Genomic DNA, 26,897 nt, shown 5'->3' on the forward strand with positions numbered 1-26,897 from the left:
GTGGCAGCCTTCCAGCCGTTAGCCCAGTCGCCCGACAGCACAATTTCAATACTCGCGCCGTCGACGCGAAACCTACAGACTTCAGTGGCTCTTCGATCTTAATGAGCTTCCCCTGAAAGTGTGGAGGTTTCCGTTATGCGGCCTGCGGTTGGATGGCCGTGATTTTTTCGTATTCGACGGGTGGCAGCAACCCGGGTGAGCTGTGCCGGCGTCGGGTGTTGTAGAACTCGTAGCACCAGGCGGTGATGGCCTCGCGTGCCTGTGCCTTGGTGGCGAAGTGGTGGCGGGACAGCACCTCGTGTTCGAGGGTGGAAAAGAACGCCTCGCGGGCGGCGTTGTCGAAGCACGACCCGACACGTCCCATCGATTGGCGCACCCCGAGCTTGCGGCACAGCTTAGTGAAATCATTGGCGGTGTAGGTAGATCCGCGATCAGTGTGAAAGATCACGCCAGCGATCGCTGCGCGCCCGCCACGTACTGCGACGGCCATCTTGATCGCGTCGCTGGCCAGCTCGGCATCGGGGTGCTCCGACATCGGGCAAGCCAGCAAACGTCGCCCGCACAGGTCCAAGACCGAAGCCAAAGACAGTTTGCCCTCATCGGTGGGGATTTCGGTGATATCACCGCACCACGCCCGGTTGGGCGCTGCGGCGGTGAAGTACCGGTTGAGCAGGTCGGGGAACTGAGGTGCCTTCTTGTCCTGGCGGGTCAACCCCCTGGGGCGCTTAGGCTTGCGCCCGGCCAGCCCGTGCCGGCGCATCGAGTCGGCCACCGTGTTCACGCTGACCTTCCAGCCTTCAGCGAGCAGGTCGGCGTGGATCCGCGGCGAGCCGTACGCGCGCTGGGAGCGCTCGAACAGCTCCGCCACTCGCGCATCCAGCTGCGCGCGGCGTCGCTGCCGCTCAGTGGGCTCGCGGTCCAGCCACTTATAGAACCAGGAAACGCTGACCCCCAAAAGCGCGCAGCACACCGTGTGTGGCACCCGATGCACGGTCCTCTGGTCGGCGATAAAGCGGGCCACACTCACCTCGTCGCCTCCTTGACCCAGCCGACCACGGATCGCTTGAGCACATCACGCTTCATGCGCAGCTCGGCGACCTCGGCGCGCAGCCGCTTCAACTCGGCGATATCACCGGTGGAAAGCCCCTGGGCGCCTTCCCGTTCAGCACGATCTTTGGCAACCCAATTACCCAGGGTGCCCGGATGGATCCCGAGGTCTCGGGCCACCTGCGCGATCGGCTTACCGGTATCCCGGACTATCCGTACCGCTCCCTCCCGAAACTCCCGGTCGAACTTCCTGCGCGTCTCTGACATGCCCCTACCTTATGGTGCATGCCACCCACTTTCGGAGGATTTCGCCGCACCACACGGACAGTCGTTGAGTGGCTGGTCTGGCGCATGTGGAAAAAGGTGGAAGACGCGCAGCGCCGTGAACTGGGCCTGCCGCAGGCGACCAGTCCTGCGCCGCGCCGGTTCACGCAACGCGGATCGCTGGAAATTCAGGCCTACGACGAGGTATGTTTTCCCGAGCTGGCGACCGAGTGGGTGAAATGGAATGGCCGGCGGCCCTTTGTCGGCGCGCTGACGCTGGAATTGTCCACGGAGGCCGACGAGGACGTCGGCTCGTGGATCGCCGCGGGAACACCGCCGATTTATTTCGGGTTCGGCAGTGTGCCCGTGCAATCTCCGGCCGAAACGCTCGCCGTGATCGGTGACGCCTGCGCGCAGCTAGGACAGCGGGCGTTGGTGTGCTCCGGTTGGAGCGACTTCGGCAACGCGACCCATTGTGAGCACGTCAAACTGGTGGGCGCGGTTAATCATGCCGCGATTTTTCCGGCCTGCCGCGCGGTGGTGCACCACGGGGGAGCGGGCACCACGGCCGCGGCCCTGCGCGCCGCTGTCCCGCAGTTGATCCTCTGGACATTGCCGGACCAGCCGCTATGGGCGGCCCAGATCAAGCGATTGAACGTTGGCTATGGACGGCGCTTGTCGACTACTACCACAGAATCGTTAGTCGCGGATCTGCGCACTGTCCTTGCGCCGCAATACGCCGCCCGGGCCCGTGAGATCGCCGCACAGATGACCAAACCCGCCGAAAGCGTTTCGGCTGCCGCCGATCTTCTGGAAGGCTTCGCCCGCTCCCCGCGTGCCGGCTGATCGGGGCGGCGCCTCCGGATGAACAACGCCGGCCACTACCTCAGGCGCGCAGGCGTCACACGGTGGGGTGCCGCGCGCCGCATAGTGGCCGAACTCCCCGCCTACTGACTACGATGAGCGCGTCGCGCGGCCTTGGTTTTCAGAGCGCCGGCTTGCCGGGTTGGGGTGAGGAAAAGGCGAGATGCATAAGTCGTCGGTGCGCATGCGGTTACCCGGTTTTCTGACCACCCATGCCGCTAGTCGCGGTTCCTTTGCGGGGCGAGCCGATTTCACGTACATCGGCGGCGAGGGGGCTGGGTCGCGGACATGATCGAAGCGCGTGTCGTGGCGCTGTGGCGAGGATACATACGGCGCTTGCGCACCGACAAGAGACACGTCGGCGTCGTCGAGCGCTCGGTGCGGGCGCTGTTGCTGGTGGTGCCGTACTACATCGTGGACGTGGTGCTGTTGGTCCGCGCCTTAGCGTGGGGGCCACTGACCGTCGACGGCACCACCGAAGACGGCATCCATTTTCGATGCCGGCTGCCCGACATTATCGCGCTGTACGTGTACCTGTTCGGCACGTGGGAACCCGACCTCGCGGCATTTCTGCGCCGCCGGCTGCGACCCGGCGACACCTTTATCGATGTCGGCGCCAATATCGGCTGCGTGAGCGCGTTGGCCAGCAGATTGGTCGGACCGGGTGGCACCGTCGTGGCAATCGAGCCGTCCCCCGCGATGATTGCCGCGCTCCAGGAGACTCTCACCAGCAACGACCTCGCGAATGTCCGGGTGGTTGCCCGCGCGGTCTCGGATCGCGAGCAGGCGCTGCCACTGTTCACCGGGCCGAGAAACAACACCGGCCTCACCGCGACGGTCTCCCATGGCCGCCGTCCACAGCGAGGGCAGGTGCGTGCGGCGCCACTCGGCGCACTCGTGAGTCGCGAGGAGCTGGCGACCGCGCGCCTGATCAAGATCGACGTGGAGGGCGCCGAAGACCGGGTGCTCGCCGGCATGCTGGCGTCCGCCGATGCGCTTGCCGCCGACGCGGAGTTGGTGATCGAGCTGTCACCAACGTGGTGGAGCGATCCGCAGCTGCGCCCGAGTGACGTGCTGCGGCCTTTCCTGGAACGCGGCTACCATATCTACCTGCTGCCGAACGACTATGCGCCCTGGCGCTACTTGTGGCCAAAGGATATCGGTGCGCCACAACGACTTCGTGACTTAGCGGTGCTCGAGCGGCGGGTGAAGCGGCTCGATATCGTGCTATCACGCCGCGACGCCGATGCGCTGTGACGCCGGGCGATTATGTCGCGGTTGCAAAGGCGCGGATCACCGCATAGTCTCCGCCCATGGGAGGGGAAAAGTACTGGGCCGCAAGGCGCACTTTGCACTGCCTTCCAGGTGGTCTACGCCGGGCGGGCGGTCCGGGTGGCGCCGTGGAACAGAGCGGATCGGGCCGGCGTCCGGTCGTGCTGTTCGTGCTGGGCATGGCCCGCTCCGGAACGTCGGCGCTCACGCGGGTGCTCTCACTGTGTGGTGGTGCGCTGCCGGCCGGGATGGTAGGCGCCAATCGGGCTAATCCGCTGGGCTATTGGGAGCCGCGCGCAGTCGTCAGCCTCAACGAGGGGATCCTGCGTCGTTACGGTAGCGCTAAATCCGACCCGTCACTGCGCCTGCACGACCAAGGCGCATTCGACGTACAGGAGAAGGCCTTCTGCATCGCCAAGATCAGGGCATACCTTGCCACACTGCCGGCCGCGCCGCTCGTGGTTATCAAAGACCCGCAGATAGCGGCGCTAGCGGGCATGTGGTTCGAGGCGGCGGGTTTAGCCGGATTCGACATCGCGGCGGCGATTGCGGTGCGCCACCCGCAGGAGGTCGTCGCGTCGATTGGGGCGCATAATGCGACCACGCCGGAGCTGTCGGGTGCCTTGTGGCTGAAATACTGCTTGCTCGCCGAGCGAGACACCCGTGGCTTGCCGCGCGTGTTCGTCGAGTACCCCAACTTGCTCGACAACTGGCGGCGAGAAGTCAGGCGGATTTCCGCGGCGCTCGGAATCGAGCTCAACAGCCCGGATGCGGGCGCGATCGAGGAGTTTCTCACACCGGATCTTCACCGCCACCGGCATGCCGGGCCGGTGACCGAGCCCTTCGGCACGGACTGGGTATCCACGGTCTACGAAGCGCTGCGCGCGGCTGCCCGGGACGAGCCCTGGGATGAAGCTGAGCTGGATCGTGTTTTCGAGGCGTATCGGGCGAGCGAATACGGTTTTCGTAAGGCGTTAGAGAATTTTCAGCGCTTCCGCAAGGCCAACCGGTACATCCCACCGTGCATTGTGGGGCCGGTTCTTGAACTGGTCGCCACGGCCCACCGCCGCAGCGGGACCTGGGCTTAAGGGTTTCGGCCGGCAAAGATTCTCAGCTGGGGAAATGCTCGTGGTTCAGGTGTGCGCCCACCCGCAAGGCGTTGGCCGCGATGGTCAAACTGGGGTTCAACCCGGTGCTGGACGGAAAGAACGAGCCGTCCACCACGTAGAGGTTGTCAACTTCGTGTGCCCGGTTGTGTGAATCCAGCACACTGGTTTTGGGGTCGGTGCCGAAGCGGCACGTGCCGCAGACATGGCCCAGGACCGTGTTGTTGGTGGCCATCCGCAACGTTTTGTGCCGAAACGGCTTGAACACCTCCTGCACCTGCCGCAAAAACACCGCGCGGCGCTCGATCTCGCTGGGGTGCAAGCGATACCGAAGCCGCAGCCGCTGCCGGCCGTTCACGCTCGGCCGCTCGGACGGCAGCACGCGGTTGTCTAAATAGGGCAGATCTTCCAGCATCGCCGCCAGCACCAGCCCGCCGCTGAAAAACCGCTCGTAAATCAGGCGCGCCACCGGGCTCATCAGCCGCAGTGCCCTGGGCCGCCAGCCGGGGTGATTGGTCAGTGCCGCCATCGGCGGCATCACGCCCCCTGACTGCAGGGTGCCGTATTTCTGCCCCTCCCAGAAATAGAAATCGTTTAACCCGATCTCCTTGTTTTCGGCCGTGATCTTGCAGTCCGGCTGCGGCCAGACCTCGATCAAATCGACCAGATGCCGCATCAGGTTGCGGCCCACCCAGTCGGAGCCGTTGGCCAATCCCCGCGGCCAATCACCGCAGCGGGAATTGAGCAACAGCAGCGGGGTGGCGAGCGCACCGGCGGCCAGCACCACGACCTTGGCCCTCAAGGCCAGCATGCCGGAGCGATGCGCGCAGATCACCCGCCGGACGCGGGTTCCCTCGGCGTCCAGACGGATGGCCCGGCATTCGGTGAGCAGCTGGGCGCCGTGCTCGGTGAGGGCCGGCAGTAGGGCATTGCGGGCGGCGTCGTTTTTGCACGGCCGGCCGCACAGATAGCCCGAACAGGTGGTGCAGCCATCGGTGTAGTCACAGGCCATCGGCAGGTGGTAGGGATGCAGTCCCCGGCCCGCCAGATAGTCCACCAGCGGCTGGTTGTCTGCCGAAAACGGCGGCGGGGCGGGCAGACCGGCCTCGGCCGCCTCCGGCCGCAGCGGGTCGGGCTCCCCGCGGACCCGCAGCAGCCTCTCGGCGGTCGCATACCAGGGCCGCATCTGCTCGTAGGTGACCGGCCAGGCCTCGGGCACGGTCGACTCGCCGGGGTGGCGAAAATCCTGCCGGGGGGTGAAATCGCGAACGAAAAACCGCTCGCAGACCATGTGATAGATCGCCGAGGAGCCGCCGGTGCCGCTGCCGACCGCCGGCAAATACCGCCGCGGGAAGCGCCCGCTGATGTCTTCGACCTCATCGGTGCAGCGCCCGGCCCGAGCCAGGGCGTCATGGTAGGCCTCGGTGGAACGGGCCGCCAGCGGCTCGGCCACCTCCGGGATCGACGAGCGGATCGTGCCCGGCGCCCCGGGCAGTGTCGAACGGCCCTTTTCGACGAAGAGCACCCTGCGGCCCGCCCGGGCCAGCGAATAGCCCAGCATCGCGCCGCCCATGCCGGTGCCCACCACCAGGACGTCCCACACGACGCGCTCCGCTTCGCGCGCATTCGGCTCACCGTCGACCACCATGGCGTTCCTCCGCCGTTGGCTCGGCCCCGCCCCGCTGGGCGGAGTACGCTTCGGCCCCGCCCCCGCTGGGCGGAGTACGCTTCGGCCTCGCCCCGCTGGGCGGAGTTCGACCATATCACCGGGTCTCGTAACGAGGATGGCGTTCGTAGGGTCCCACGTCACGCGCCCCGCCACCGAGACGGGTTGCGGCGCGTATGGTGCTACGCCGCCGGGCGGCGATCCCCGGCGGGCGGTCGGGTATTTGCGGCATGCGCACGACACCTGAAAGGCTGTATCCCCGGTGAAGTTTGTGCTGGCAAGCTATGGGACTCGCGGCGACGTCGAGCCTTGTGCTGCCGTCGGCCGGGAGTTGCTGCGCAGAGGCCACGAGGTGCGCATGGCCGTCGCGCCCGATCTGGCTGGCTTCGTGGAATCGCTCGGGCTTGCCGCGGTCGGGTACGGACCGCCCACGCGGTTGTGGCAGGACCTGCACCGCGCCTTCTTGACGCATCTGTTTCGCAACTTCTGGAAGATCCGGGAGCTGATCAGGCTGGGACGCGAAGATTGGCGGCTGTTCACCCGGTGCTGGGCGGAGGCCGGCGCGGTGCTGATGCCGCTGGCGCAAGGGGCCGACCTGCTGCTCACGATCGTGATTGGCCAGGAGCCCGCCGCCAACGTCGCGGAATATTACGGCATTCCGTTTGCCATGCTGCACACCAGGCCGATGCGGGCCAATAGCCAATTCACGCTCCCGGCGCCGCTGGTGCGCTCCGCCATGGTGGCGAACGAGTGGCTGGCGTGGCGCCTGGTGCGCAAGCTTGATGCCGCGCAGCGCCGCGACCTGGGGCTACCACCGGCCAGCGGGCTCTGGTCGCGACGGATCGCCGAACGCCGGCCGTTGGCCATTCAGGCCTATGACGAGGTGTGCTTTCCGGGGCTGGCGGCCGAGTGGGCGAACTTCGATGGCCGGCGGCCCGTTGTCGGTTCGTTGACGCTGGAGTTGCCCACCCCGGCCGATGAGGAGGTGGCCTCGTGGATCGCCGCGGGAACACCGCCGATTTTCTTCGGTTTTGGCAGTACGCCCGTCAAATCCCCCGCCGAGACGATCGCCATGATCGGCGCGGCCTGTGCGCAGCTCGGTGAGCGGGCGCTGGTATGCGCCGCCGAGAGCGCCTTCGGTGATGTCCCTCGCTTCGCGCACGTCAAGGTCGTGGACACGGTGAATTACGCGACCGCCTTTCCGGCCTGCCGCGCGGTTGTGCACCACGGTGGCGCGGGCACCACGGCCGCGGGCCTGCGGGCCGGCGTTCCGCAGTTGATCGTGTCGACGTGGCTTGATCAGGCGCTGTGGGGAGCGCGGGTCACACGACTGCAAGTGGGCACCGCGCGGCGCTTTTCCATGACCCACGAGTCGCTGGTCGCGGACTTGCGCACCATCCTTGCCCCTCACTACCTCGCGCGGGCCCGCGAGATCGCCACCCGGATGAGCCCACCCGCCGCGAATGTGGCCCGGGCCGCCGATCTGCTGGAAGATTTCGCTCGCCAGGGCCGCTGTGGCTGATCGGACAGCCGGCGGGTGGCGACCGCACGTGAGAGGCTATGGTGCGCGATGAGGTTTGTGCTGGCAAGCTATGGAAGCCGCGGTGACGTCGAGAACTGCGCCGCCATCGGCCGGGAGTTGCTGCGCCGAGGGCATGAGGTGCGCATCGCCGTTGCCCCCGATCTGGTTGGTTTCGCCGAGTCGGCCGGGCTTGCCGCGGTTGGCTACGGGCTGGAAACGCGGGCCCGGCTGGACGCGTACCGCAACTTCTGGACGTGTGCGTTTGGCAGCTTCTGGAAAATCCATGATCTGCGCAGGCTATGGGGCGAACTTTGGGAGCTCGTAACCCAGTGCTGGCACGAGATCAGCACCACGTTGACATCGCTGGCGGACGGGGCTGACCTGCTGTTCACCGGGCTGGCTTTCGAGCGACCTGCCGCCAATGTCGCGGAGTACTACAACATCCCGTTCGCCACACTGCATTACGTCCCGGTGCGGCCCAATGGCAGGCTGCTGCCATTTCTGCCGGCCCCGCTGGGCCGCTCGGCGATGATGATGTACGACTGGCTGGATTGGTGGTGCGTCGAGCAGAAAGTCGAAAACACCCAACGCCGTCAACTCGGTTTGCCAACGGCAACGGCGCCTTCGCCGCGACGAATCGCCGAACGCGGATCACTGGAAATTCAGGCCTATGACGAGGTGTGCTTTCCCGGGCTGGCGGCCGAGTGGGCGAAATTCGATGGCCGACGGCCCTTTGTCGGCGCGCTGACAATGGAGTTGGCCACCGATGCCGATGCGGAGGCCGCGTCGTGGATTGCCGCGGGAACACCGCCGATTTTCTTCGGTTTTGGCAGCATGCCGGTCGCATCGCCCGCCGACACGATCTCCATGATCGCCGCGGCATGCGCGGAGCTGGGTGAACGCGCGTTGGTGTGCTCCGGCTGGACCGATTTCAGTGACGTTCCCCGGTTTGCGCATGTCAAGGTGGTGCCCGCGGTGAACTTCGCGGCCGTCTTTCCGGCCTGCCGCGCGGTGGTGCACCACGGTGGATCGGGCACCACGGCTATCGGCCTGCGGGCCGGGGTCCCCACGTTGATCCTGTCGATGGATGTCACGCAGACGATCTGGGGAACCGCGGTCAAACGGTTGAAGGTGGGCACCGCCCGGCGCTTTTCGCGCACTACCCGGGAATCACTCGTCGCCGACTTGCGTCGTATCCTCACCCCGCACTATGCCGTTCGGGCCCGCGAGATCGCCACCCGGATGACCACACCCGCCGCGAGTGTGGCCCGTGCCGCCGATTTCCTAGAAGATTTCGCTGGTCGCAAGCGCGTTGGCTGATGGGTCGTCGGGAGTGTCATCGAACGCCCAAGGCGCCCAAAGCAATGTGCGCTCTTTCCGCACAAGCCCGGAGCCGCGGCCTCCGCGGCCTTCGCCGCGGCCGGAGAACGGGATCGCAACGACGGCCCAAAGTCGACGGCGAGCGTGCTCAGCCGATGCAGACGGCTTGGGGCTGGGAATACCCCGATGAGGCTGTGGGCCCCAGATGGGCAGCCGTGCCGCAGGAGATAATCCGTTCGTGATGCTATCGAATATGGCAAATGCTGCAATGGTGTAGCCGACTAATCGGTCCTGCTTAATGGGAGTGCTGGCGAAGATGATAACGGTCAGGGCTATTGTCCAGGTCATGGCGGCCGGAGTTGGGCCGTCGAACCCGCTCGGGCAGACGCCTTGCCATGGTGTGCGCCCGGTCACATCTGGCAAACTTCGCCGAAACCCGGACCGCCCCCGTTGCGCTTCAGTAAGGTTCAGTAAGGTTGGAACCACTGCGTCCAAGCCCGACTAGACATTCTGGAGTTACTGATGAGCGTCAATCCGTTCGATGATGACAATGGAAGCTTTTACGTCTTGATCAACGACGAGGAGCAACATAGCCTGTGGCCAACCTTCGCGGATGTGCCAGCGGGCTGGCGGGTGGTTTATGGCGAAGCGGACCGGGCCTCGTGTTTAGATTACATCGAAAAGAACTGGACCGATATCCGACCGAAGAGCCTGCGTGAGAGTCTGCGTGAGCGGCTCGCCGGCGGCTCGGGCCCTGAGTAACCGTGGGGGCTGGGGGAGTCTTTGGGGAAGATGGATGGAGCTTGATGACCAACACTGCCTTCCGCTCACTCGTGCGCAGTTAGACATATGGCTTGCCCAGGAAACGCGCCAATCTGGCATCGAGTGGCAGCTTGGCGTATTCGTAAGAATTGCGGGCGCCGTCGACCGTGATGCCCTCGAGTGGGCGATCCGCCGTACGGTGCAGGAGGCCGAGCCGCTACGGGCCGCCATCATCGAGGTGGATGGGCACCTTGTCCAACGGGTGATCGATGACCCGGATGTCGAGCTGGCCTGCTATGACGTGAGCGGCGCGGCCGATCCCGAACAGGAAGCCCGCGGGATAGCCTCATCGATCCGGCTCGCACCCATGCCGTTCAGTGGCCCGCTATTCAAATTTGCGCTGTTTCGGGCGCGGCACGACGAATTCTATTTGTTCGCATGTGCTCATCACATCGTTATTGACGCGACCGGGATTCTACTGATCGGCCATCGGATTGCATCTGTCTACTCGGCAATCGTTTCCGGCGCGCCTGTTCCTCCAGCCTTCTTCGGATCGTTGCGGGATTTGGTTGACTGCGAGTTAGAATACGAAAGGTCTGAACAGTATCTGGAAGACCAGGACTATTGGACCAGGAAACTTCCATCGACAAGCGGGGCGGATCATCATCGGTTGCCCGACGCAGCCGCAGAGCGTGATCCGGATCAGGTTTCCGAGCCCGTTGAATTGGACGCGGCAATCCTGCGTCAAGTCGACGAGCTCTGCCACTTCTGGAACGTGCCTCGATCATCGGTCATCGTCGCGGCGTGCGCACTTTTAGTGCGCAGCTGGCGCGCTGACGGCCCGGAGGTGGTGCTCGACTTCCCGGTCACCAGGAGAGTCCGCCCGGAGGCGAAGACGATACCCGGGATGGTTGCCGGAATTGTTCCACTGCCACTGAGGGTTACACCAGAATCTACAGTCGCCGGGTTTTGCAAGCATGTTGACGCCCGAATACGGGAAGTGTTGGAGCATCAGAGGTTTCCGGTGCAAGCGCTCGAGCGCAAATCCGGCCTTCATGATCCGGGAAAACCGGCCGAGAGAGTACGTGTGAATTTCCTCCCTGCCGCGTTTAATCTGGACTTTGGCGGTGTTCCGGCCCACGTGTCTTTTACCAACATCGGCCCCGTGGGCGGCTTTGGGTTGATCTTCTCCGGCGCCGGTAACCAGCTTTTTCTCAGCACGGCCGGTGCGGGGCAGCCTTTTTCGAATTTCGACCCCGCCGATCTGGTGGAGCGCCTGCGCCGGGTGTTGGGGGTGATGAGCGCGGATCCGGGGGCGCGGGTGTCGTCGGTTGATGTGCTTGATGGGGGGGAGTGGGCCCGGTTGGCGGGGTGGGGCAATGCGGGGGTGTTGGCCGGCGCGGTGGGGCCGGGGGTGTCGATTCCGGTGGTGTTTGGCGCGCAGGTGGGGCGGGCCCCGGAGGCGGTGGCGCTTAGTTGTGGGGCGCAGGTGATGACCTATCGGCAGCTGGATGAGGCCTCGGATCGGTTGGCGTGGGCGCTGGTGGGCCGGGGGGTGGGCCCGGGGGCGTGTGTGGGGTTGCTGGTGGAGCGCTCGGCGCAGGCGATTGTGGCGATTTTGGGGGTGTTGAAGGCGGGGGCGGCCTATGTGCCCATCGACCCGGGGCTGCCGGGGGCGCGTGTGCGGTTCATGCTGGCCGATGCGGCGCCGGTGGTGGTGTTGGCTGGCTCGGGGTTGGGGTCGCGGCTAGATGGTTGTGGGCTGGCGGTGCTCGAGGTGGGGGATGCGGGTGCGGCGGCCCAGCCGGGCGGCCCGCTGCCGGCGCTGGGCCCGGATGACATCGCGTATCTGATTTACACCTCGGGCACCACCGGCACCCCGAAGGGGGTGGCGATCACCCACCGCAGCGTGACCCAGTTGATGGAGTCGCTGGACGCCGAGTTGGGGCTGGCGGGGCAGGTGTGGTCGCAGTGGCATTCGTTAGTTTGATGTTTCGGTGTGGGAGATTTTCGGGGCGCTGCTGCATGGGGGGCGGCTGGTGGTGGTGCCCGAGGAGACGGTGGGCTCCCCGCAGGATTTTCATGCGCTGCTGGTTGGTGAGCGGGTCGGTGTGTTGACGCAGACGCCCTCGGCGGTGGGGATGTTGTCCCCGGAGGGGTTGGAGTCGGTGACGCTGGTGGTGGCCGGGGAGGCGTGCCCGGTTGAGGTGGTGGATCGCTGGGCGCCGGGGCGGGTGATGCGCAACGCCTACGGGCCCACCGAGACCACGGTGTGTGCGGCGATCAGCGCCCCGTTGGCGGCCGGGTCGGCTGTGGTGCCGATTGGTGCCGGTGGCGGGGGCGGCGTTGTTTGTGCTGGATGGGTGGTTGCGCCCGGTGCCGGTGGGGGTGGTGGGGGAGTTGTATGTGGCTGGTGGGGGCTTGGGGGTGGGTTATTGGCGGCGTGCGGGGTTGACGGCGTCGCGGTTTGTGGCCTGCCCGTTTGGGGGGGTGGGGGCGCGGATGTATCGCAGCGGGGATTTGGTGCGCTGGGGCGCTGATGGGCAGCTGCGCTATGTGGGCCGCGCCGATGAGCAGGTCAAAATCCGGGGGTATCGCATCGAGCCCGGTGAGGTGCAGGCGGTGTTGGCCGGGTTGGCGGGGGTGGAGCAGGCGGTGGTGATCGCCCGTGAGGACCGCCCGGGGGATAAGCGGCTGGTGGCCTATATCACCGGGGGGGCCGATGCGGGGTGGGTGCGCGCCGCGTTGGCCGAGCGGTTGCCGGGGTATATGGTGCCCGCGGCGGTGGTGGGGTTGGCGAGTTTGCCGTTGACGGTCAACGGCAAGCTGGATAAGCGGGCCTTGCCGGCCCCCGATTACGGGGACGCGGGGCGTTACCGGGCCCCCTCGTCTCCCACCGAGGAGATCTTGGCCGGCATCTACGCCCAGGTGCTGGGTGTGGAGCGGGTCGGTGTGGATGACTCGTTTTTCGAGCTGGGTGGGGACAGCATTTTGTCGATGCAGGTGGTGGCGCGGGCCCGCGCGGCCGGTCTGCTGTGCCGGCCGCGCGATGTTCTCGTCGAGCAGACCGTGGCCGGGCTGGCCCGAGTAGCCAGGATCGCCGACGGCGAGGGTGACCGCGTCGATGAGGGAGTTGGACCGGTCATGGCGACCCCGATTATGTGGTGGCTGCGGGGTTTGGGGGGCGCGGTTGAGCAGTTCAACCAGACGGTGGTGCTGCAGGCTCCGCCGGGGGTGACCGAGGCCGATGTGGTGGTGTTGTTGCAGGCGTTGCTGGATCGGCATGCCATGCTGCGCCTGCGGGTGGGTGATGACGGCGCCGGGGGGTGGTCGTTAGGAGTGCCCGAGGCTGGGTCGGTGGACGCCGGTAGTTGCCTGCGATCGGTGGATGTGCTCTCCGATGAGGCGCTGGTGAAGGCGCGTTCGGGGTTGAATCCGGCGGCGGGGATGATGCTTAGCGCGTTGTGGGTGGCCGCTACGGGTCAGTTGGTGGTGATGATTCACCATTTGGCCGTGGATGGGGTGTCGTGGCGGATTTTGTTGGAGGATCTCAACGTCGCCTGGGTGCAGCATCGCGGTGGGCAGCCGGTGGTGTTGTCGGCGGGGGGGACCTCGTTTGCCCGGTGGGCTGGGCTGTTGGCGGAGTATGCGCGCCGCCCGCAGGTGGTGGCCCAGGCGGGGGTGTGGCGGCAGGTGGTGGGGGCCGCGGCGGTGGTGCCGGCGGTGCGCCCGCAGGTGGATACGTTTGCCACGGCGGGGCATTTGTCGGTGTCGCTGGATGCGCAGGCCACCGCCATGTTGCTCGCTGAGGTGCCCGCGGCGTTTCACGCCGGGGTGCAAGACATTTTGGTGATCGCGTTGGCGCTGGCGGTGGCGCGGTTTGTGGGTGATCCCGCGGGGCCGATCGGTATCGATGTGGAGGGTCATGGGCGCTATGAGGAGCTGGCCGCCGATGTGGATCTGTCGCGCACGGTGGGCTGGTTTACCGCGAAATACCCGGTGGCGTTGAGTGTGGCGGGGGTGTCGTGGGCGCAGGTGGTGACCGGGGAGGCGGCGTTGGGGGCGGTGGTTAAAGACGCCAAAGAGCAGTTGCGCGCCCTGCCGCACCCGTTGAGCTATGGGGTGTTGCGGTATTTGAATCCCGAGGTTGGCCTCGAGGGGCCGGATCCACTGATTGGGTTTAACTATCTGGGTCGGCTAGGCGGCGCGGCGGTGGGGGACTGCGGTGAGTTGTGGCGGATCGGCCGGGAGGCTGTGGGGGCCCTGGGGGCGGCGATGGCTATTCCCGTGCCGTTGGCGCACACGGTGGAGCTCAACGCCGTCACCGTTGAGGAGGAGGCCGGCCCGTGTTTGCACGCTAGCTGGACGTGGGCGCCGTCGGCTTTTGACCGCGAGCAGATCAGCCGGCTGGCCCGGTTGTGGTTTGAGGCCCTGGCCGGGATCTGCGCGCATGTGCGGGCCGGTGGGGGCGGGTTGACCCCCTCGGATATCGCGCTCGCCGGGCTTAGCCAACAGCAGATCGACGAGTTGCAGCAGCTCTATGCAGATCGCTGACATTTTGCCGCTGACCCCCTTGCAGCGGGGGTTGTTGTTTCATGCCAGCGCCGCCCGCGGTGGCGGTGATGACGTGTATGCGGTGCAGGTGGGCCTTACCGTGGCCGGCCCGCTGGATCCGGATCGGCTGCGGGCCGCGGTGCGCGCGGTGGTGGGCCGGCATCCGCACCTGCTGGCCCGATTTAGCGCGCGGTTTGATCAGCCGGTGCAGATCGTTCCGGCTGATCCGGTGCTGCCGTGGCGGTATGTCGACCTTGATGGCCGCGCCGGTGGCGACGTCGATGAGCAGATTCGGGCGGTGTGCGCCGCCGAGCGCGCCGCGGTCTGTGACCTGGCCGACCAGCCGGGCTTTCGGGTGGTGTTGATTCGTCTTGCAGACCACCGGCACCGGTTTGTGTTGACCAATCACCACATCGTGCTCGATGGCTGGTCGCTGCAGATCCTGCTGGGGGAGATCTTTGCCAGCTATCACGGGCAGCGGTTGGCGCCGCCGGTGGCGTATCGCCGGTTTGTCGGCTGGCTGGCCGGGCGTGACCTACCGGCCGCCCGCGCGGCCTGGGGTGAGCTGCTCGCCGGTGTGGATGGCCCCACGTTGGTCGGCCCGCCGGATCGCTTGGGGGCCGGTCCTCGGGGGGTGGTGTCGTTTCGGCTGGCGGCCGGGCTCACCGGCGCGGTCGGTGAGCTGGCGCGCTCGCATCACACGACGGTCAACATTGTGCTGCAGGCCGGGTGGGCGCAGCTGCTGATGGGGCTGACCGGTCGCCAGGATGTGGTGTTTGGCACCACGGTTTCGGGGCGCCCGGCCGAGCTGCCCGGCGCGGAGTCGATGGTGGGCTTGTTGATCAACACGGTGCCGGTGCGGGCGCGCCTGAGCGCGACAACCACCACCGCGGAGCTGCTCCATCAGCTGCAAAGCGCCCACAACCACACCGTGGAGCATCAGCATCTGGCGCTTAGCGACATCCACCGCATCACCGGTGTGGACCAGCTGTTTGACACGCTATTGGTCTACGAGAACTACCCGCTTGAGACCACCGCGCTGGCGGGCGTCGACGGGCTGACCATCACCGAGGTCCACGCCCACGAATACAACCACTACCCGCTTGCCCTGCAAGCCGTTCCCGGCAACGAACTGGAGCTGCGCGTCGAATACGACACCGAGGTGTTTGAGGCGGACGGCATCCACACCCTCATCAAACGGTTCGAGACGCTGTTGGGGGTGATGAGCGCGGATCCGGGGGCGCGGGTGTCGTCGGTTGATGTGCTTGATGGGGGGGAGTGGGCCCGGTTGGCGGGGTGGGGCAATGCGGGGGTGTTGGCCGGCGCGGTGGGGCCGGGGGTGTCGATTCCGGTGGTGTTTGGCGCGCAGGTGGGGCGGGCCCCGGAGGCGGTGGCGCTTAGTTGTGGGGCGCAGGTGATGACCTATCGGCAGCTGGATGAGGCCTCGGATCGGTTGGCGTGGGCGCTGGTGGGCCGGGGGGTGGGCCCGGGGGCGTGTGTGGGGTTGCTGGTGGAGCGCTCGGCGCAGGCGATTGTGGCGATTTTGGGGGTGTTGAAGGCGGGGGCGGCCTATGTGCCCATCGACCCGGGGCTGCCGGGGGCGCGTGTGCGGTTCATGCTGGCCGATGCGGCGCCGGTGGTGGTGTTGGCTGGCTCGGGGTTGGGGTCGCGGCTAGATGGTTGTGGGCTGGCGGTGATCGAGGTGGGGGATGCGGGTGCGGCGGCCCAGCCGGGCGGCCCGCTGCCGGCGCCGGGCCCGGATGACATCGCGTATCTGATTTACACCTCGGGCACCACCGGCACCCCGAAGGGGGTGGCGATCACCCACCGCAACGTGTTGGGGTTGCTGGAGTCGCTGGACGCCGAGTTGGGGTTGGCGGGGCAGGTGTGGTCGCAGTGGCATTCGTATAGTTTTGATGTTTCGGTGTGGGAGATTTTCGGGGCGCTGCTGCATGGGGGGCGGCTGGTGGTGGTGCCCGAGGAGACGGTGCGCTCCCCGCAGGATTTTCATGCGCTGCTGGTTGGTGAGCAGGTCAGTTTGTTAAGCCAGACGCCGTCGGCGTTTTATGCGTTGCAGGCCGCGGATGCGTTGGCCCCCGAGCGGGGTGGTGAGCTTAAGCTGCAGACGGTGGTGTTTGGGGGGGAGGCGTTAGAGCCCAATCGGCTGGGGGTGTGGCTGGGCCGGCATGTGGGGTTGCCGCGGCTGGTCAACATGTATGGCACCACCGAGACGACGGTGCATGCCTCGTTTCGGGAGATCGTCGCCGAGGATGTGGGGGGCGCGGTCAGCCCGATTGGGGTGCCGTTGGCGCATTTGGGGTTTTTTGTGCTGGATGGGTGGTTGCGCCCGGTGCCGGTGGGGGTGGTGGGGGAGTTGTATGTGGCTGGTGGGGGCTTGGGGGTGGGTTATTGGCGGCGTGCGGGGTTGACGGCGTCGCGGTTTGTGGCGTGCCCGTTTGGGGGGGTGGGGGCGCGGATGTATCGCAGCGGGGATTTGGTGCGCTGGGGCGCTGATGGGCAGCTGCGCTATGTGGGCCGCGCCGATGAGCAGGTCAAAATCCGGGGGTATCGCATCGAGCCCGGTGAGGTGCAGGCGGTGTTGGCCGGGTTGGCGGGGGTGGAGCAGGCGGTGGTGATCGCCCGTGAGGACCGCCCGGGGGATAAGCGGCTGGTGGCCTATATCACCGGGGGGGCCGATGCGGGGTGGGTGCGCGCCGCGTTGGCCGAGCGGTTGCCGGGGTATATGGTGCCCGCGGCGGTGGTGGGGTTGGCGAGTTTGCCGTTGACGGTCAACGGCAAGCTGGATAAGCGGGCCTTGCCGGCCCCCGATTACGGGGACGCGGGGCGTTACCGGGCCCCCTCGTCTCCCACCGAGGAGATCTTGGCCGGCATCTACGCCCAGGTGCTGGGTGTGGAGCGGGTCGGTGTGGATGACTCGTTTTTTGATTTGGGTGGGGATTCGTTGTCGGCGATGCGGGTGATCGCCGCGGTCAATAGTGGGTTGGGCGCGGGGCTTTCGGTGCGCAGTGTGTTTGAGGCGCCCACGGTGGCGGGGTTGGCGTCGCGGGTGGGGGGCGCGGGGGCCGCGGTGGCGCCGGTGGTGGCCGTGAAGCGCCCGGCGGTGATGCCGTTGTCGTTTGCCCAGTCGCGGTTGTGGTTTTTAGATCAGCTGCAGGGGCCCTCGGCGGTGTATCACATGGCGGTGGCGTTGCGGCTGCAGGGGCGCCTGGATGTGGGGGCGTTGGGCGCGGCGCTGGGGGATGTGGTGGGCCGTCATGAGAGCCTGCGGACCCGGTTTCCGGCGGTGGGGGGCACGCCCCGGCAGCTGGTGGTGGAGGCTGGGGGGGCCGATTTCGGGTGGGGTGTGGTGGATGCCGCGGGCTGGCCGGAGGCCCGCCTGGGGGAGGCCATCGACGCGGTGGTGGCCCAGCCGTTTGATTTAGAGCAGCAGATTCCGTTGCGGGCGCGGGTGTTTCGGGTGGGCGCCGAGGAGCATGTGCTGGTGGTGGTGATCCACCATATCGCCGCCGATGGCTGGTCGGTGGGCCCGCTGGTGCGGGATTTGGGGCTGGCTTATGCCAGCCGGCGCGCGGGGCGGGCCCCGGATTGGGCGCCGTTGGCGGTGCAGTACGCCGATTACACGCTATGGCAGCGGGAGCGGTTGGGGGATCTCGATGAGCCCGGCAGCCCCATCGCCGAGCAGGTGGCCTATTGGCAGCGGGTGTTGGCGGGGATGCCGGAGCGGGTGGATCTTCCCACGGATCGGCCCTATCCGCCGGTGGCGGATTATCGGGGCGCCTCGGTGGCGGTGGAGTGGCCCGCGGAGCTGCAGCGGCGGATCGCTCGGCTGGCCCGGGAGCATAACGCGACCAGCTTTATGGTGGTGCAGGCCGCGTTGGCGCTGTTGTTGGGCAAGCTGAGCGCCAGCACCGATGTGGCGGTGGGGTTCCCGATCGCCGGGCGGCGTGATCCCGCGCTTGATGAGTTGGTGGGGTTTTTCGTCAACACCTTGGTGTTGCGGGTGGATGTGGGTGGGGATCCCACGGTGGCGGAGTTGCTGGGGCGGGTGCGCGCGCGCGCCTTGGAGGCCTTTGAGCACCAGGATGTGCCCTTTGAGGTGCTGGTGGAGCGGCTCAACCCCACCCGCAGCCTGGCGCATCACCCGCTGGTGCAGGTGGTGTTGGCGTGGCAAAACGATGAGTTTGCCGCCGGGCTGGGGTTGGGGGATGTGCGGGTCACCCAGTTGCCGGTGCAGACCCGCACCGCCCGCATGGATTTGACGTTTTCGCTGGCGGAGCGCTACGGCCCCGATGGGCAGCCCGCCGGGATTTTTGGGGCGGTGGAGTTTCGCGCCGATGTGTTTGACGCGGAGAGCGTGGCGGTGCTGGTGGAGCGCCTGCGCCGGGTGTTGGGGGTGATGAGCGCGGATCCGGGGGCGCGGGTGTCGTCGGTTGATGTGCTTGATGGGGGGGAGTGGGCCCGGTTGGCGGGGTGGGGCAATGCGGGGGTGTTGGCCGGCGCGGTGGGGCCGGGGGTGTCGATTCCGGTGGTGTTTGGCGCGCAGGTGGGGCGGGCCCCGGAGGCGGTGGCGCTTAGTTGTGGGGCGCAGGTGATGACCTATCGGCAGCTGGATGAGGCCTCGGATCGGTTGGCGTGGGCGCTGGTGGGCCGGGGGGTGGGCCCGGGGGCGTGTGTGGGGTTGCTGGTGGAGCGCTCGGCGCAGGCGATTGTGGCGATTTTGGGGGTGTTGAAGGCGGGGGCGGCCTATGTGCCCATCGACCCGGGGCTGCCGGGGGCGCGTGTGCGGTTCATGCTGGCCGATGCGGCGCCGGTGGTGGTGTTGGCTGGCTCGGGGTTGGGGTCGCGGCTAGATGGTTGTGGGCTGGCGGTGATCGAGGTGGGGGATGCGGGTGCGGCGGCCCAGCCGGGCGGCCCGCTGCCGGCGCCGGGCCCGGATGACATCGCGTATCTGATTTACACCTCGGGCACCACCGGCACCCCGAAGGGGGTGGCGATCACCCACCGCAACGTGTTGGGGTTGCTGGAGTCGCTGGACGGCGAGTTGGGGCTGGCGGGGCAGGTGTGGTCGCAGTGGCATTCGTATAGTTTTGATGTTTCGGTGTGGGAGATTTTCGGGGCGCTGCTGCATGGGGGGCGGCTGGTGGTGGTGCCCGAGGAGACGGTGGGCTCCCCGCAGGATTTTCATGCGCTGCTGGTTGGTGAGCGGGTCGGTGTGCTGACGCAGACGCCCTCGGCGGTGGGGATGTTGTCCCCGGAGGGGTTGGAGTCGGTGACGCTGGTGGTGGCCGGGGAGGCGTGCCCGGTTGAGGTGGTGGATCGCTGGGCGCCGGGGCGGGTGATGCGCAACGCCTACGGGCCCACCGAGACCACGGTGTATGCGGCGATCAGCGCCCCGTTGGCGGCCGGGTCGGGTGTGGTGCCGATTGGTTCGCCGGTGGCGGGGGCGGCGTTGTTTGTGCTGGATGGGTGGTTGCGCCCGGTGCCGGTGGGGGTGGTGGGGGAGTTGTATGTGGCTGGTGGGGGCTTGGGGGTGGGTTATTGGCGGCGTGCGGGGTTGACGGCGTCGCGGTTTGTGGCCTGCCCGTTTGGGGGGGTGGGGGCGCGGATGTATCGCAGCGGGGATTTGGTGCGCTGGGGCGCTGATGGGCAGCTGCGCTATGTGGGCCGCGCCGATGAGCAGGTCAAAATCCGGGGGTATCGCATCGAGCCCGGTGAGGTGCAGGCGGTGTTGGCCGGGTTGGCGGGGGTGGAGCAGGCGGTGGTGATCGCCCGTGAGGACCGCCCGGGGGATAAGCGGCTGGTGGCCTATATCACCGGGGGGGCCGATGCGGGGTGGGTGCGCGCCGCGTTGGCCGAGCGGTTGCCGGGGTATATGGTGCCCGCGGCGGTGGTGGGGTTGGCGAGTTTGCCGTTGACGGTCAACGGCAAGCTGGATAAGCGGGCCTTGCCGGCCCCCGATTACGGGGACGCGGGGCGTTACCGGGCCCCCTCGTCTCCCACCGAGGAGATCTTGGCCGGCATCTACGCCCAGGTGCTGGGTGTGGAGCGGGTCGGTGTGGATGACTCGTTTTTTGATTTGGGTGGGGATTCGTTGTCGGCGATGCGGGTGATCGCCGCGGTCAATAGTGGGTTAGGCGCGGGGCTTTCGGTGCGCAGTGTGTTTGAGGCGCCCACGGTGGCGGGGTTGGCGTCGCGGGTGGGGGGCGCGGGGGCCGCGGTGGCGCCGGTGGTGGCCGTGAAGCGCCCGGCGGTGGTGCCGTTGTCGTTTGCCCAGTCGCGGTTGTGGTTTTTAGATCAGCTGCAGGGGCCCTCGGCGGTGTATCACATGGCGGTGGCGTTGCGGCTGCAGGGGCGCCTGGATGTGGGGGCGTTGGGCGCGGCGCTGGGGGATGTGGTGGGCCGTCATGAGAGCCTGCGGACCCGGTTTCCGGCGGTGGGGGGCACGCCCCGGCAGCTGGTGGTGGAGGCTGGGGGGGCCGATTTCGGGTGGGGTGTGGTGGATGCCGCGGGCTGGCCGGAGGCCCGCCTGGGGGAGGCCATCGACGCGGTGGTGGCCCAGCCGTTTGATTTAGAGCAGCAGATTCCGTTGCGGGCGCGGGTGTTTCGGGTGGGCGCCGAGGAGCATGTGCTGGTGGTGGTGATCCATCATATCGCCGCCGATGGCTGGTCGGTGGGCCCGCTGGTGCGGGATTTGGGGCTGGCTTATGCCAGCCGGCGCGCGGGGCGGGCCCCGGATTGGGCGCCGTTGGCGGTGCAGTACGCCGATTACACGCTATGGCAGCGGGAGCGGTTGGGGGATCTCGATGAGCCCGGCAGCCCCATCGCCGAGCAGGTGGCCTATTGGCAGCGGGTGTTGGCGGGGATGCCGGAGCGGGTGGATCTTCCCACGGATCGGCCCTATCCGCCGGTGGCGGATTATCGGGGCGCCTCGGTGGCGGTGGAGTGGCCCGCGGAGCTGCAGCGGCGGATCGCCCGGCTGGCCCGGGAGCATAACGCGACCAGCTTTATGGTGGTGCAGGCCGCGTTGGCGCTGTTGTTGGGCAAGCTGAGCGCCAGCACCGATGTGGCGGTGGGGTTCCCGATCGCCGGGCGGCGTGATCCCGCGCTTGATGAGTTGGTGGGGTTTTTCGTCAACACCTTGGTGTTGCGGGTGGATGTGGGTGGGGATCCCACGGTGGCGGAGTTGCTGGGGCGGGTGCGCGCGCGCGCCTTGGAGGCCTTTGAGCACCAGGATGTGCCCTTTGAGGTGCTGGTGGAGCGGCTCAACCCCACCCGCAGCCTGGCGTATCACCCGCTGGTGCAGGTGGTGTTGGCGTGGCAAAACGATGAGTTTGCCGCCGGGCTGGGGTTGGGGGATGTGCGGGTCACCCAGTTGCCGGTGCAGACCCGCACCGCCCGCATGGATTTGACGTTTTCGCTGGCGGAGCGCTACGGCCCCGATGGGCAGCCCGCCGGGATTTTTGGGGCGGTGGAGTTTCGCGCCGATGTGTTTGACGCGGAGAGCGTGGCGGTGCTGGTGGAGCGCCTGCGCCGGGTGTTGGGGGTGATGAGCGCGGATCCGGGGGCGCGGGTGTCGTCGGTTGATGTGCTTGATGGGGGGGAGTGGGCCCGGTTGGCGGGGTGGGGCAATGCGGGGGTGTTGGCCGGCGCGGTGGGGCCGGGGGTGTCGATTCCGGTGGTGTTTGGCGCGCAGGTGGGGCGGGCCCCGGAGGCGGTGGCGCTTAGTTGTGGGGCGCAGGTGATGACCTATCGGCAGCTGGATGAGGCCTCGGATCGGTTGGCGTGGGCGCTGGTGGGCCGGGGGGTGGGCCCGGGGGCGTGTGTGGGGTTGCTGGTGGAGCGCTCGGCGCAGGCGATTGTGGCGATTTTGGGGGTGTTGAAGGCGGGGGCGGCCTATGTGCCCATCGACCCGGGGCTGCCGGGGGCGCGTGTGCGGTTCATGCTGGCCGATGCGGCGCCGGTGGTGGTGTTGGCCGGCTCGGGGTTGGGGTCGCGGCTAGATGGTTGTGGGCTGGCGGTGATCGAGGTGGGGGATGCGGGTGCGGCGGCCCAGCCGGGCGGCCCGCTGCCGGCGCCGGGCCCGGATGACATCGCGTATCTGATTTACACCTCGGGCACCACCGGCACCCCGAAGGGGGTGGCGATCACCCACCGCAACGTGTTGGGGTTGCTGGAGTCGCTGGACGCCGAGTTGGGGCTGGCGGGGCAGGTGTGGTCGCAAAGCCATTCCCTGGCGTTCGACTTTTCGGTGTGGGAGATTTTCGGGGCGCTGCTGCATGGGGGGCGGCTGGTGGTGGTGCCCGAGGAGACGGTGCGCTCCCCAGAGGATTTCCATGCGCTGCTGGTTGGTGAGCAGGTCAGTTTGTTAAGCCAGACGCCGTCGGCGTTTTATGCGTTGCAGGCCGCGGATGCGTTGGCCCCCGAGCGGGGTGGTGAGCTTAAGCTGCAGACGGTGGTGTTTGGGGGGGAGGCGTTAGAGCCCAATCGGCTGGGGGTGTGGCTGGGCCGGCATGTGGGGTTGCCGCGGCTGATCAACATGTATGGCACCACCGAGACGACGGTGCATGCCTCGTTTCGGGAGATCGTCGCCGAGGATGTGGGGGGCGCGGTCAGCCCGATTGGGGTGCCGTTGGCGCATTTGGGGTTTTTTGTGCTGGATGGGTGGTTGCGCCCGGTGCCGGTGGGGGTGGTGGGGGAGTTGTATGTGGCTGGTGGGGGCTTGGGGGTGGGTTATTGGCGGCGTGCGGGGTTGACGGCGTCGCGGTTTGTGGCGTGCCCGTTTGGGGGGGTGGGGGCGCGGATGTATCGCAGCGGGGATTTGGTGCGCTGGGGCGCTGATGGGCAGTTGCGCTATGTGGGCCGCGCCGATGAGCAGGTCAAAATCCGGGGGTATCGCATCGAGCCCGGTGAGGTGCAGGCGGTGTTGGCCGGGTTGGCGGGGGTGGAGCAGGCGGTGGTGATCGCCCGTGAGGACCGCCCGGGGGATAAGCGGCTGGTGGCCTATATCACCGGGGGGGCCGATGCGGGGTGGGTGCGCGCCGCGTTGGCCGAGCGGTTGCCGGGGTATATGGTGCCCGCGGCGGTGGTGGGGTTGGCGAGTTTGCCGTTGACGGTCAACGGCAAGCTGGATAAGCGGGCCTTGCCGGCCCCCGATTACGGGGACGCGGGGCGTTACCGGGCCCCCTCGTCTCCCACCGAGGAGATCTTGGCCGGCATCTACGCCCAGGTGCTGGGTGTGGAGCGGGTCGGTGTGGATGACTCGTTTTTCGAGCTGGGTGGGGACAGCATTTTGTCGATGCAGGTGGTGGCGCGGGCCCGCGCGGCCGGTCTGCTATGCCGGCCGCGCGATGTGTTCGTCGAGCAGACCGTGGCCCGGCTGGCCCGGGTGGCGCACCGGGCCCCGCTGCTTTCGGTGTCAATCGGTCGTGGTCATGCGGTTGATGAGGGCGTCCCGCACGTGGTGGCGACCCCGATTATGTGGTGGCTGCGGGGTTTGGGGGGCGCGGTTGAGCAGTTCAACCAGACGGTGGTGCTGCAGGCTCCGCCGGGGGTGACCGAGGCCGATGTGGTGGTGTTGTTGCAGGCGTTGCTGGATCGGCATGCCATGCTGCGCCTGCGGGTGGGTGATGACGGCGCCGGGGGGTGGTCGTTGTCGGTGCTTGAGGCCGGTGTGGTGCATGCGGGCCGGCGGCTGCAGACCGTGGATGTGCTTTCCGATGAGGCGCTGGTGAAGGCGCGTTCGGGGTTGAATCCGGCGGCGGGGATGATGCTTAGCGCGTTGTGGGTGGCCGCTACGGGTCAGTTGGTGGTGATGATTCACCATTTGGCCGTGGATGGGGTGTCGTGGCGGATTTTGTTGGAGGATCTCAACGTCGCCTGGGTGCAGCATCGCGGTGGGCAGCCGGTGGTGTTGTCGGCGGGGGGGACCTCGTTTGCCCGGTGGGCTGGGCTGTTGGCGGAGTATGCGCGCCGCCCGCAGGTGGTGGCCCAGGCGGGGGTGTGGCGGCAGGTGGTGGGGGCCGCGGCGGTGGTGCCGGCGGTGCGCCCGCAGGTGGATACGTTTGCCACGGCGGGGCATTTGTCGGTGTCGCTGGATGCGCAGGCCACCGCCATGTTGCTCGCTGAGGTGCCCGCGGCGTTTCACGCCGGGGTGCAAGACATTTTGGTGATCGCGTTGGCGCTGGCGGTGGCGCGGTTTGTGGGTGATCCCGCGGGGCCGATCGGTATCGATGTGGAGGGTCATGGGCGCTATGAGGAGCTGGCCGCCGATGTGGATCTGTCGCGCACGGTGGGCTGGTTTACCGCGAAATACCCGGTGGCGTTGAGTGTGGCGGGGGTGTCGTGGGCGCAGGTGGTGACCGGGGAGGCGGCGTTGGGGGCGGTGGTTAAAGACGCCAAAGAGCAGTTGCGCGCCCTGCCGCACCCGTTGAGCTATGGGGTGTTGCGGTATTTGAATCCCGAGGTTGGCCTCGAGGGGCCGGATCCACTGATTGGGTTTAACTATCTGGGTCGGCTAGGCGGCGCGGCGGTGGGGGACTGCGGTGAGTTGTGGCGGATCGGCCGGGAGGCTGTGGGGGCCCTGGGGGCGGCGATGGCTATCCCCGTGCCGTTGGCGCACACGGTGGAGCTCAACGCCGTCACCGTTGAGGAGGAGGCCGGCCCGTGTTTGCACGCTAGCTGGACGTGGGCGCCGTCGGCTTTTGACCGCGAGCAGATCAGCCGGCTGGCCCGGTTGTGGTTTGAGGCCCTGGCCGGGATCTGCGCGCATGTGCGGGCCGGTGGGGGCGGGTTGACCCCCTCGGATATCGCGCTCGCCGGGCTTAGCCAACAGCAGATCGACGAGTTGCAGCGGCTCCACCCGGTTGCCGATGTGTTGCCGCTGACCCCCTTGCAGCGGGGGTTGTTGTTTCATGCCAGCGCCGCCCGCGGTGGCGGTGATGACGTGTATGCGGTGCAGGTGGGCCTTACCGTGGCCGGCCCGCTGGATCCGGATCGGCTGCGGGCCGCGGTGCGCGCGGTGGTGGGCCGGCATCCGCACCTGCTGGCCCGATTTAGCGCGCGGTTTGATCAGCCGGTGCAGATCGTTCCGGCTGATCCGGTGCTGCCGTGGCGGTATGTCGACCTTGATGGCCGCGCCGGTGGCGACGTCGATGAGCAGATTCGGGCGGTGTGCGCCGCCGAGCGCGCCGCGGTCTGTGACCTGGCCGACCAGCCGGGCTTTCGGGTGGTGTTGATTCGTCTTGCAGACCACCGGCACCGGTTTGTGTTGACCAATCACCACATCGTGCTCGATGGCTGGTCGCTGCAGATCCTGCTGGGGGAGATCTTTGCCAGCTATCACGGGCAGCGGTTGGCGCCGCCGGTGGCGTATCGCCGGTTTGTCGGCTGGCTGGCCGGGCGTGACCTACCGGCCGCCCGCGCGGCCTGGGGTGAGCTGCTCGCCGGTGTGGATGGTCCCACGTTGGTCGGCCCGCCGGATCGCTTGGGGGCCGGTCCTCGGGGGGTGGTGTCGTTTCGGCTGGCGGCCGGGCTCACCGGCGCGGTCGGTGAGCTGGCGCGCTCGCATCACACGACGGTCAACATTGTGCTGCAGGCCGGGTGGGCGCAGCTGCTGATGGGGCTGACCGGTCGCCAGGATGTGGTGTTTGGCACCACGGTTTCGGGGCGCCCGGCCGAGCTGCCCGGCGCGGAGTCGATGGTGGGCTTGTTGATCAACACGGTGCCGGTGCGGGCGCGCCTGAGCGCGACAACCACCACCGCGGAGCTGCTCCATCAGCTGCAAAGCGCCCACAACCACACCGTGGAGCATCAGCATCTGGCGCTTAGCGACATCCACCGCATCACCGGTGTGGACCAGCTGTTTGACACGCTATTGGTCTACGAGAACTACCCGCTTGAGACCACCGCGCTGGCGGGCGCCGACGGGCTGACCATCACCGAGGTCCACGCCCGCGACTACTACCACTACCCGCTTGCGCTGCAAGCCGTTCCCGGCAACGAACTGGAGCTGCGCATTCAGTTCCGCACCGATGTGTTCGGCGTAGCCAGCATCGAAGCGCTCGTCGAGCGGTTCACGCAGGCGTTGCAAGCTATGACCGCGGACCCATCACGACCGCTGCGGTCGACAGATCTGCTTGACGGGGGCCGGCGCGCCCAGGAGTCGGGACGGGGACATCGGGCAGTGTCGACCCAGGCGGGCGACGCGGCACCGTCGGCGGCCCCACGTCACGACAACGGCGGTGGATACCGCGCTCCGAAGACTCTGGTGGAGCAGATCTTGGCCGGCATCTACGCTGAGGTCCTGGGAGTCGATCGCGTGAGTGTCGACGATTCTTTCTTCGACCTAGGTGGGGATTCGCTTTCCGCACTGCGGGCGATCGCCGCAATCAACACGGCCCTTGACATCGACTTGGCGCTGCGCACGTTATTCGACGCTCCGTCGGTTAGAAGCTTGAGCCAGCAGGTGGAACGGCACACCGACCCAGTGGCAGAAGCCCGG

At 67.5% G+C, this 26,897-nt stretch carries 8 protein-coding genes and 2 pseudogenes; 7 read left to right on the plus strand and 3 right to left on the minus strand.

All coding sequences use genetic code 11. The annotated features are described in order from the left end of the window. Positions 1 to 133: 133 nt before the first annotated feature. Both MSM1_RS14770 and MSM1_RS14775 read right to left on the minus strand, forming a co-directional pair. Complete coding sequence (locus MSM1_RS14770; RefSeq protein WP_213443524.1) at positions 134 to 1,027, minus strand: IS3 family transposase; 894 nt, start codon at positions 1,025 to 1,027, stop codon at positions 134 to 136. Beyond that, positions 1,024 to 1,314, minus strand: a complete 291-nt coding sequence (locus MSM1_RS14775; protein ID WP_213443526.1) for a transposase — start codon at positions 1,312 to 1,314, stop codon at positions 1,024 to 1,026. The genes MSM1_RS14770 and MSM1_RS14775 overlap by 4 nt, the downstream gene beginning before the upstream one ends. Before the next feature lie 57 nt (positions 1,315 to 1,371). Here MSM1_RS14775 and MSM1_RS14780 point away from each other — a divergent pair. The 3 genes and pseudogenes from MSM1_RS14780 to MSM1_RS14790 form a co-directional block, all read left to right on the plus strand. Beyond that, positions 1,372 to 2,157, plus strand: a pseudogene (locus tag MSM1_RS14780) (glycosyltransferase); the annotation flags it as partial. A 306-nt stretch (positions 2,158 to 2,463) separates the two neighbouring features. Next, positions 2,464 to 3,432 carry an FkbM family methyltransferase gene (locus MSM1_RS14785; RefSeq protein ID WP_213443530.1) on the plus strand — a complete coding sequence of 323 codons (969 nt, stop codon included), beginning with the start codon at positions 2,464 to 2,466 and terminating at the stop codon, positions 3,430 to 3,432. A gap of 194 nt (positions 3,433 to 3,626) precedes the next feature. Beyond that, on the plus strand, positions 3,627 to 4,535 hold the full coding sequence (locus MSM1_RS14790) for a sulfotransferase family protein (protein WP_236056617.1): 909 nt from the start codon (positions 3,627 to 3,629) through the stop codon (positions 4,533 to 4,535). A 22-nt stretch (positions 4,536 to 4,557) separates the two neighbouring features. On the opposite strand, the gene MSM1_RS14795 is transcribed toward MSM1_RS14790, so the two are convergent. Continuing rightward, positions 4,558 to 6,201, minus strand: a complete 1,644-nt coding sequence (locus MSM1_RS14795; protein ID WP_213443534.1) for a GMC oxidoreductase — start codon at positions 6,199 to 6,201, stop codon at positions 4,558 to 4,560. A 280-nt stretch (positions 6,202 to 6,481) separates the two neighbouring features. Between MSM1_RS14795 and MSM1_RS14800 the strand changes: the two genes are divergently transcribed. From MSM1_RS14800 to MSM1_RS14820, 4 genes and pseudogenes are all read left to right on the plus strand, one after another. Next, on the plus strand, positions 6,482 to 7,741 hold the full coding sequence (locus MSM1_RS14800; RefSeq protein WP_213443536.1) for a glycosyltransferase: 1,260 nt from the start codon (positions 6,482 to 6,484) through the stop codon (positions 7,739 to 7,741). 48 nt (positions 7,742 to 7,789) lie between these two features. Next, positions 7,790 to 9,061, plus strand: a complete 1,272-nt coding sequence (locus MSM1_RS14805; protein WP_213443538.1) for a glycosyltransferase — start codon at positions 7,790 to 7,792, stop codon at positions 9,059 to 9,061. Between the two features lie 522 nt (positions 9,062 to 9,583). Then, positions 9,584 to 9,823 (plus strand): MbtH family protein, encoded by a 240-nt coding sequence (locus MSM1_RS14810; protein ID WP_213443540.1) that lies wholly within the window; start codon positions 9,584 to 9,586, stop codon positions 9,821 to 9,823. A gap of 34 nt (positions 9,824 to 9,857) precedes the next feature. Beyond that, positions 9,858 to 26,838: pseudogene (locus tag MSM1_RS14820) on the plus strand (amino acid adenylation domain-containing protein); the annotation flags it as partial. Between the last annotated feature and the right edge of the window lie 59 nt (positions 26,839 to 26,897).

Source organism: Mycobacterium sp. SM1 (genome assembly GCF_018361265.1).
Taxonomy (GTDB): domain Bacteria; phylum Actinomycetota; class Actinomycetes; order Mycobacteriales; family Mycobacteriaceae; genus Mycobacterium.

Bases quoted from the DNA above. Each gene is read 5' to 3' on its own strand.
- MSM1_RS14775 (WP_213443526.1), bottom strand. From the start codon at position 1,314: ATGTCAGAGACGCGCAGGAAGTTCGACCGGGAGTTTCGGGAGGGAGCG.
- MSM1_RS14785 (WP_213443530.1), top strand. From the start codon at position 2,464: ATGATCGAAGCGCGTGTCGTGGCGCTGTGGCGAGGATACATACGGCGC.
- MSM1_RS14790 (WP_236056617.1), top strand. From the start codon at position 3,627: ATGGCCCGCTCCGGAACGTCGGCGCTCACGCGGGTGCTCTCACTGTGT.
- MSM1_RS14795 (WP_213443534.1), bottom strand. From the start codon at position 6,201: ATGGTGGTCGACGGTGAGCCGAATGCGCGCGAAGCGGAGCGCGTCGTG.
- MSM1_RS14805 (WP_213443538.1), top strand. From the start codon at position 7,790: ATGAGGTTTGTGCTGGCAAGCTATGGAAGCCGCGGTGACGTCGAGAAC.
- MSM1_RS14810 (WP_213443540.1), top strand. From the start codon at position 9,584: ATGAGCGTCAATCCGTTCGATGATGACAATGGAAGCTTTTACGTCTTG.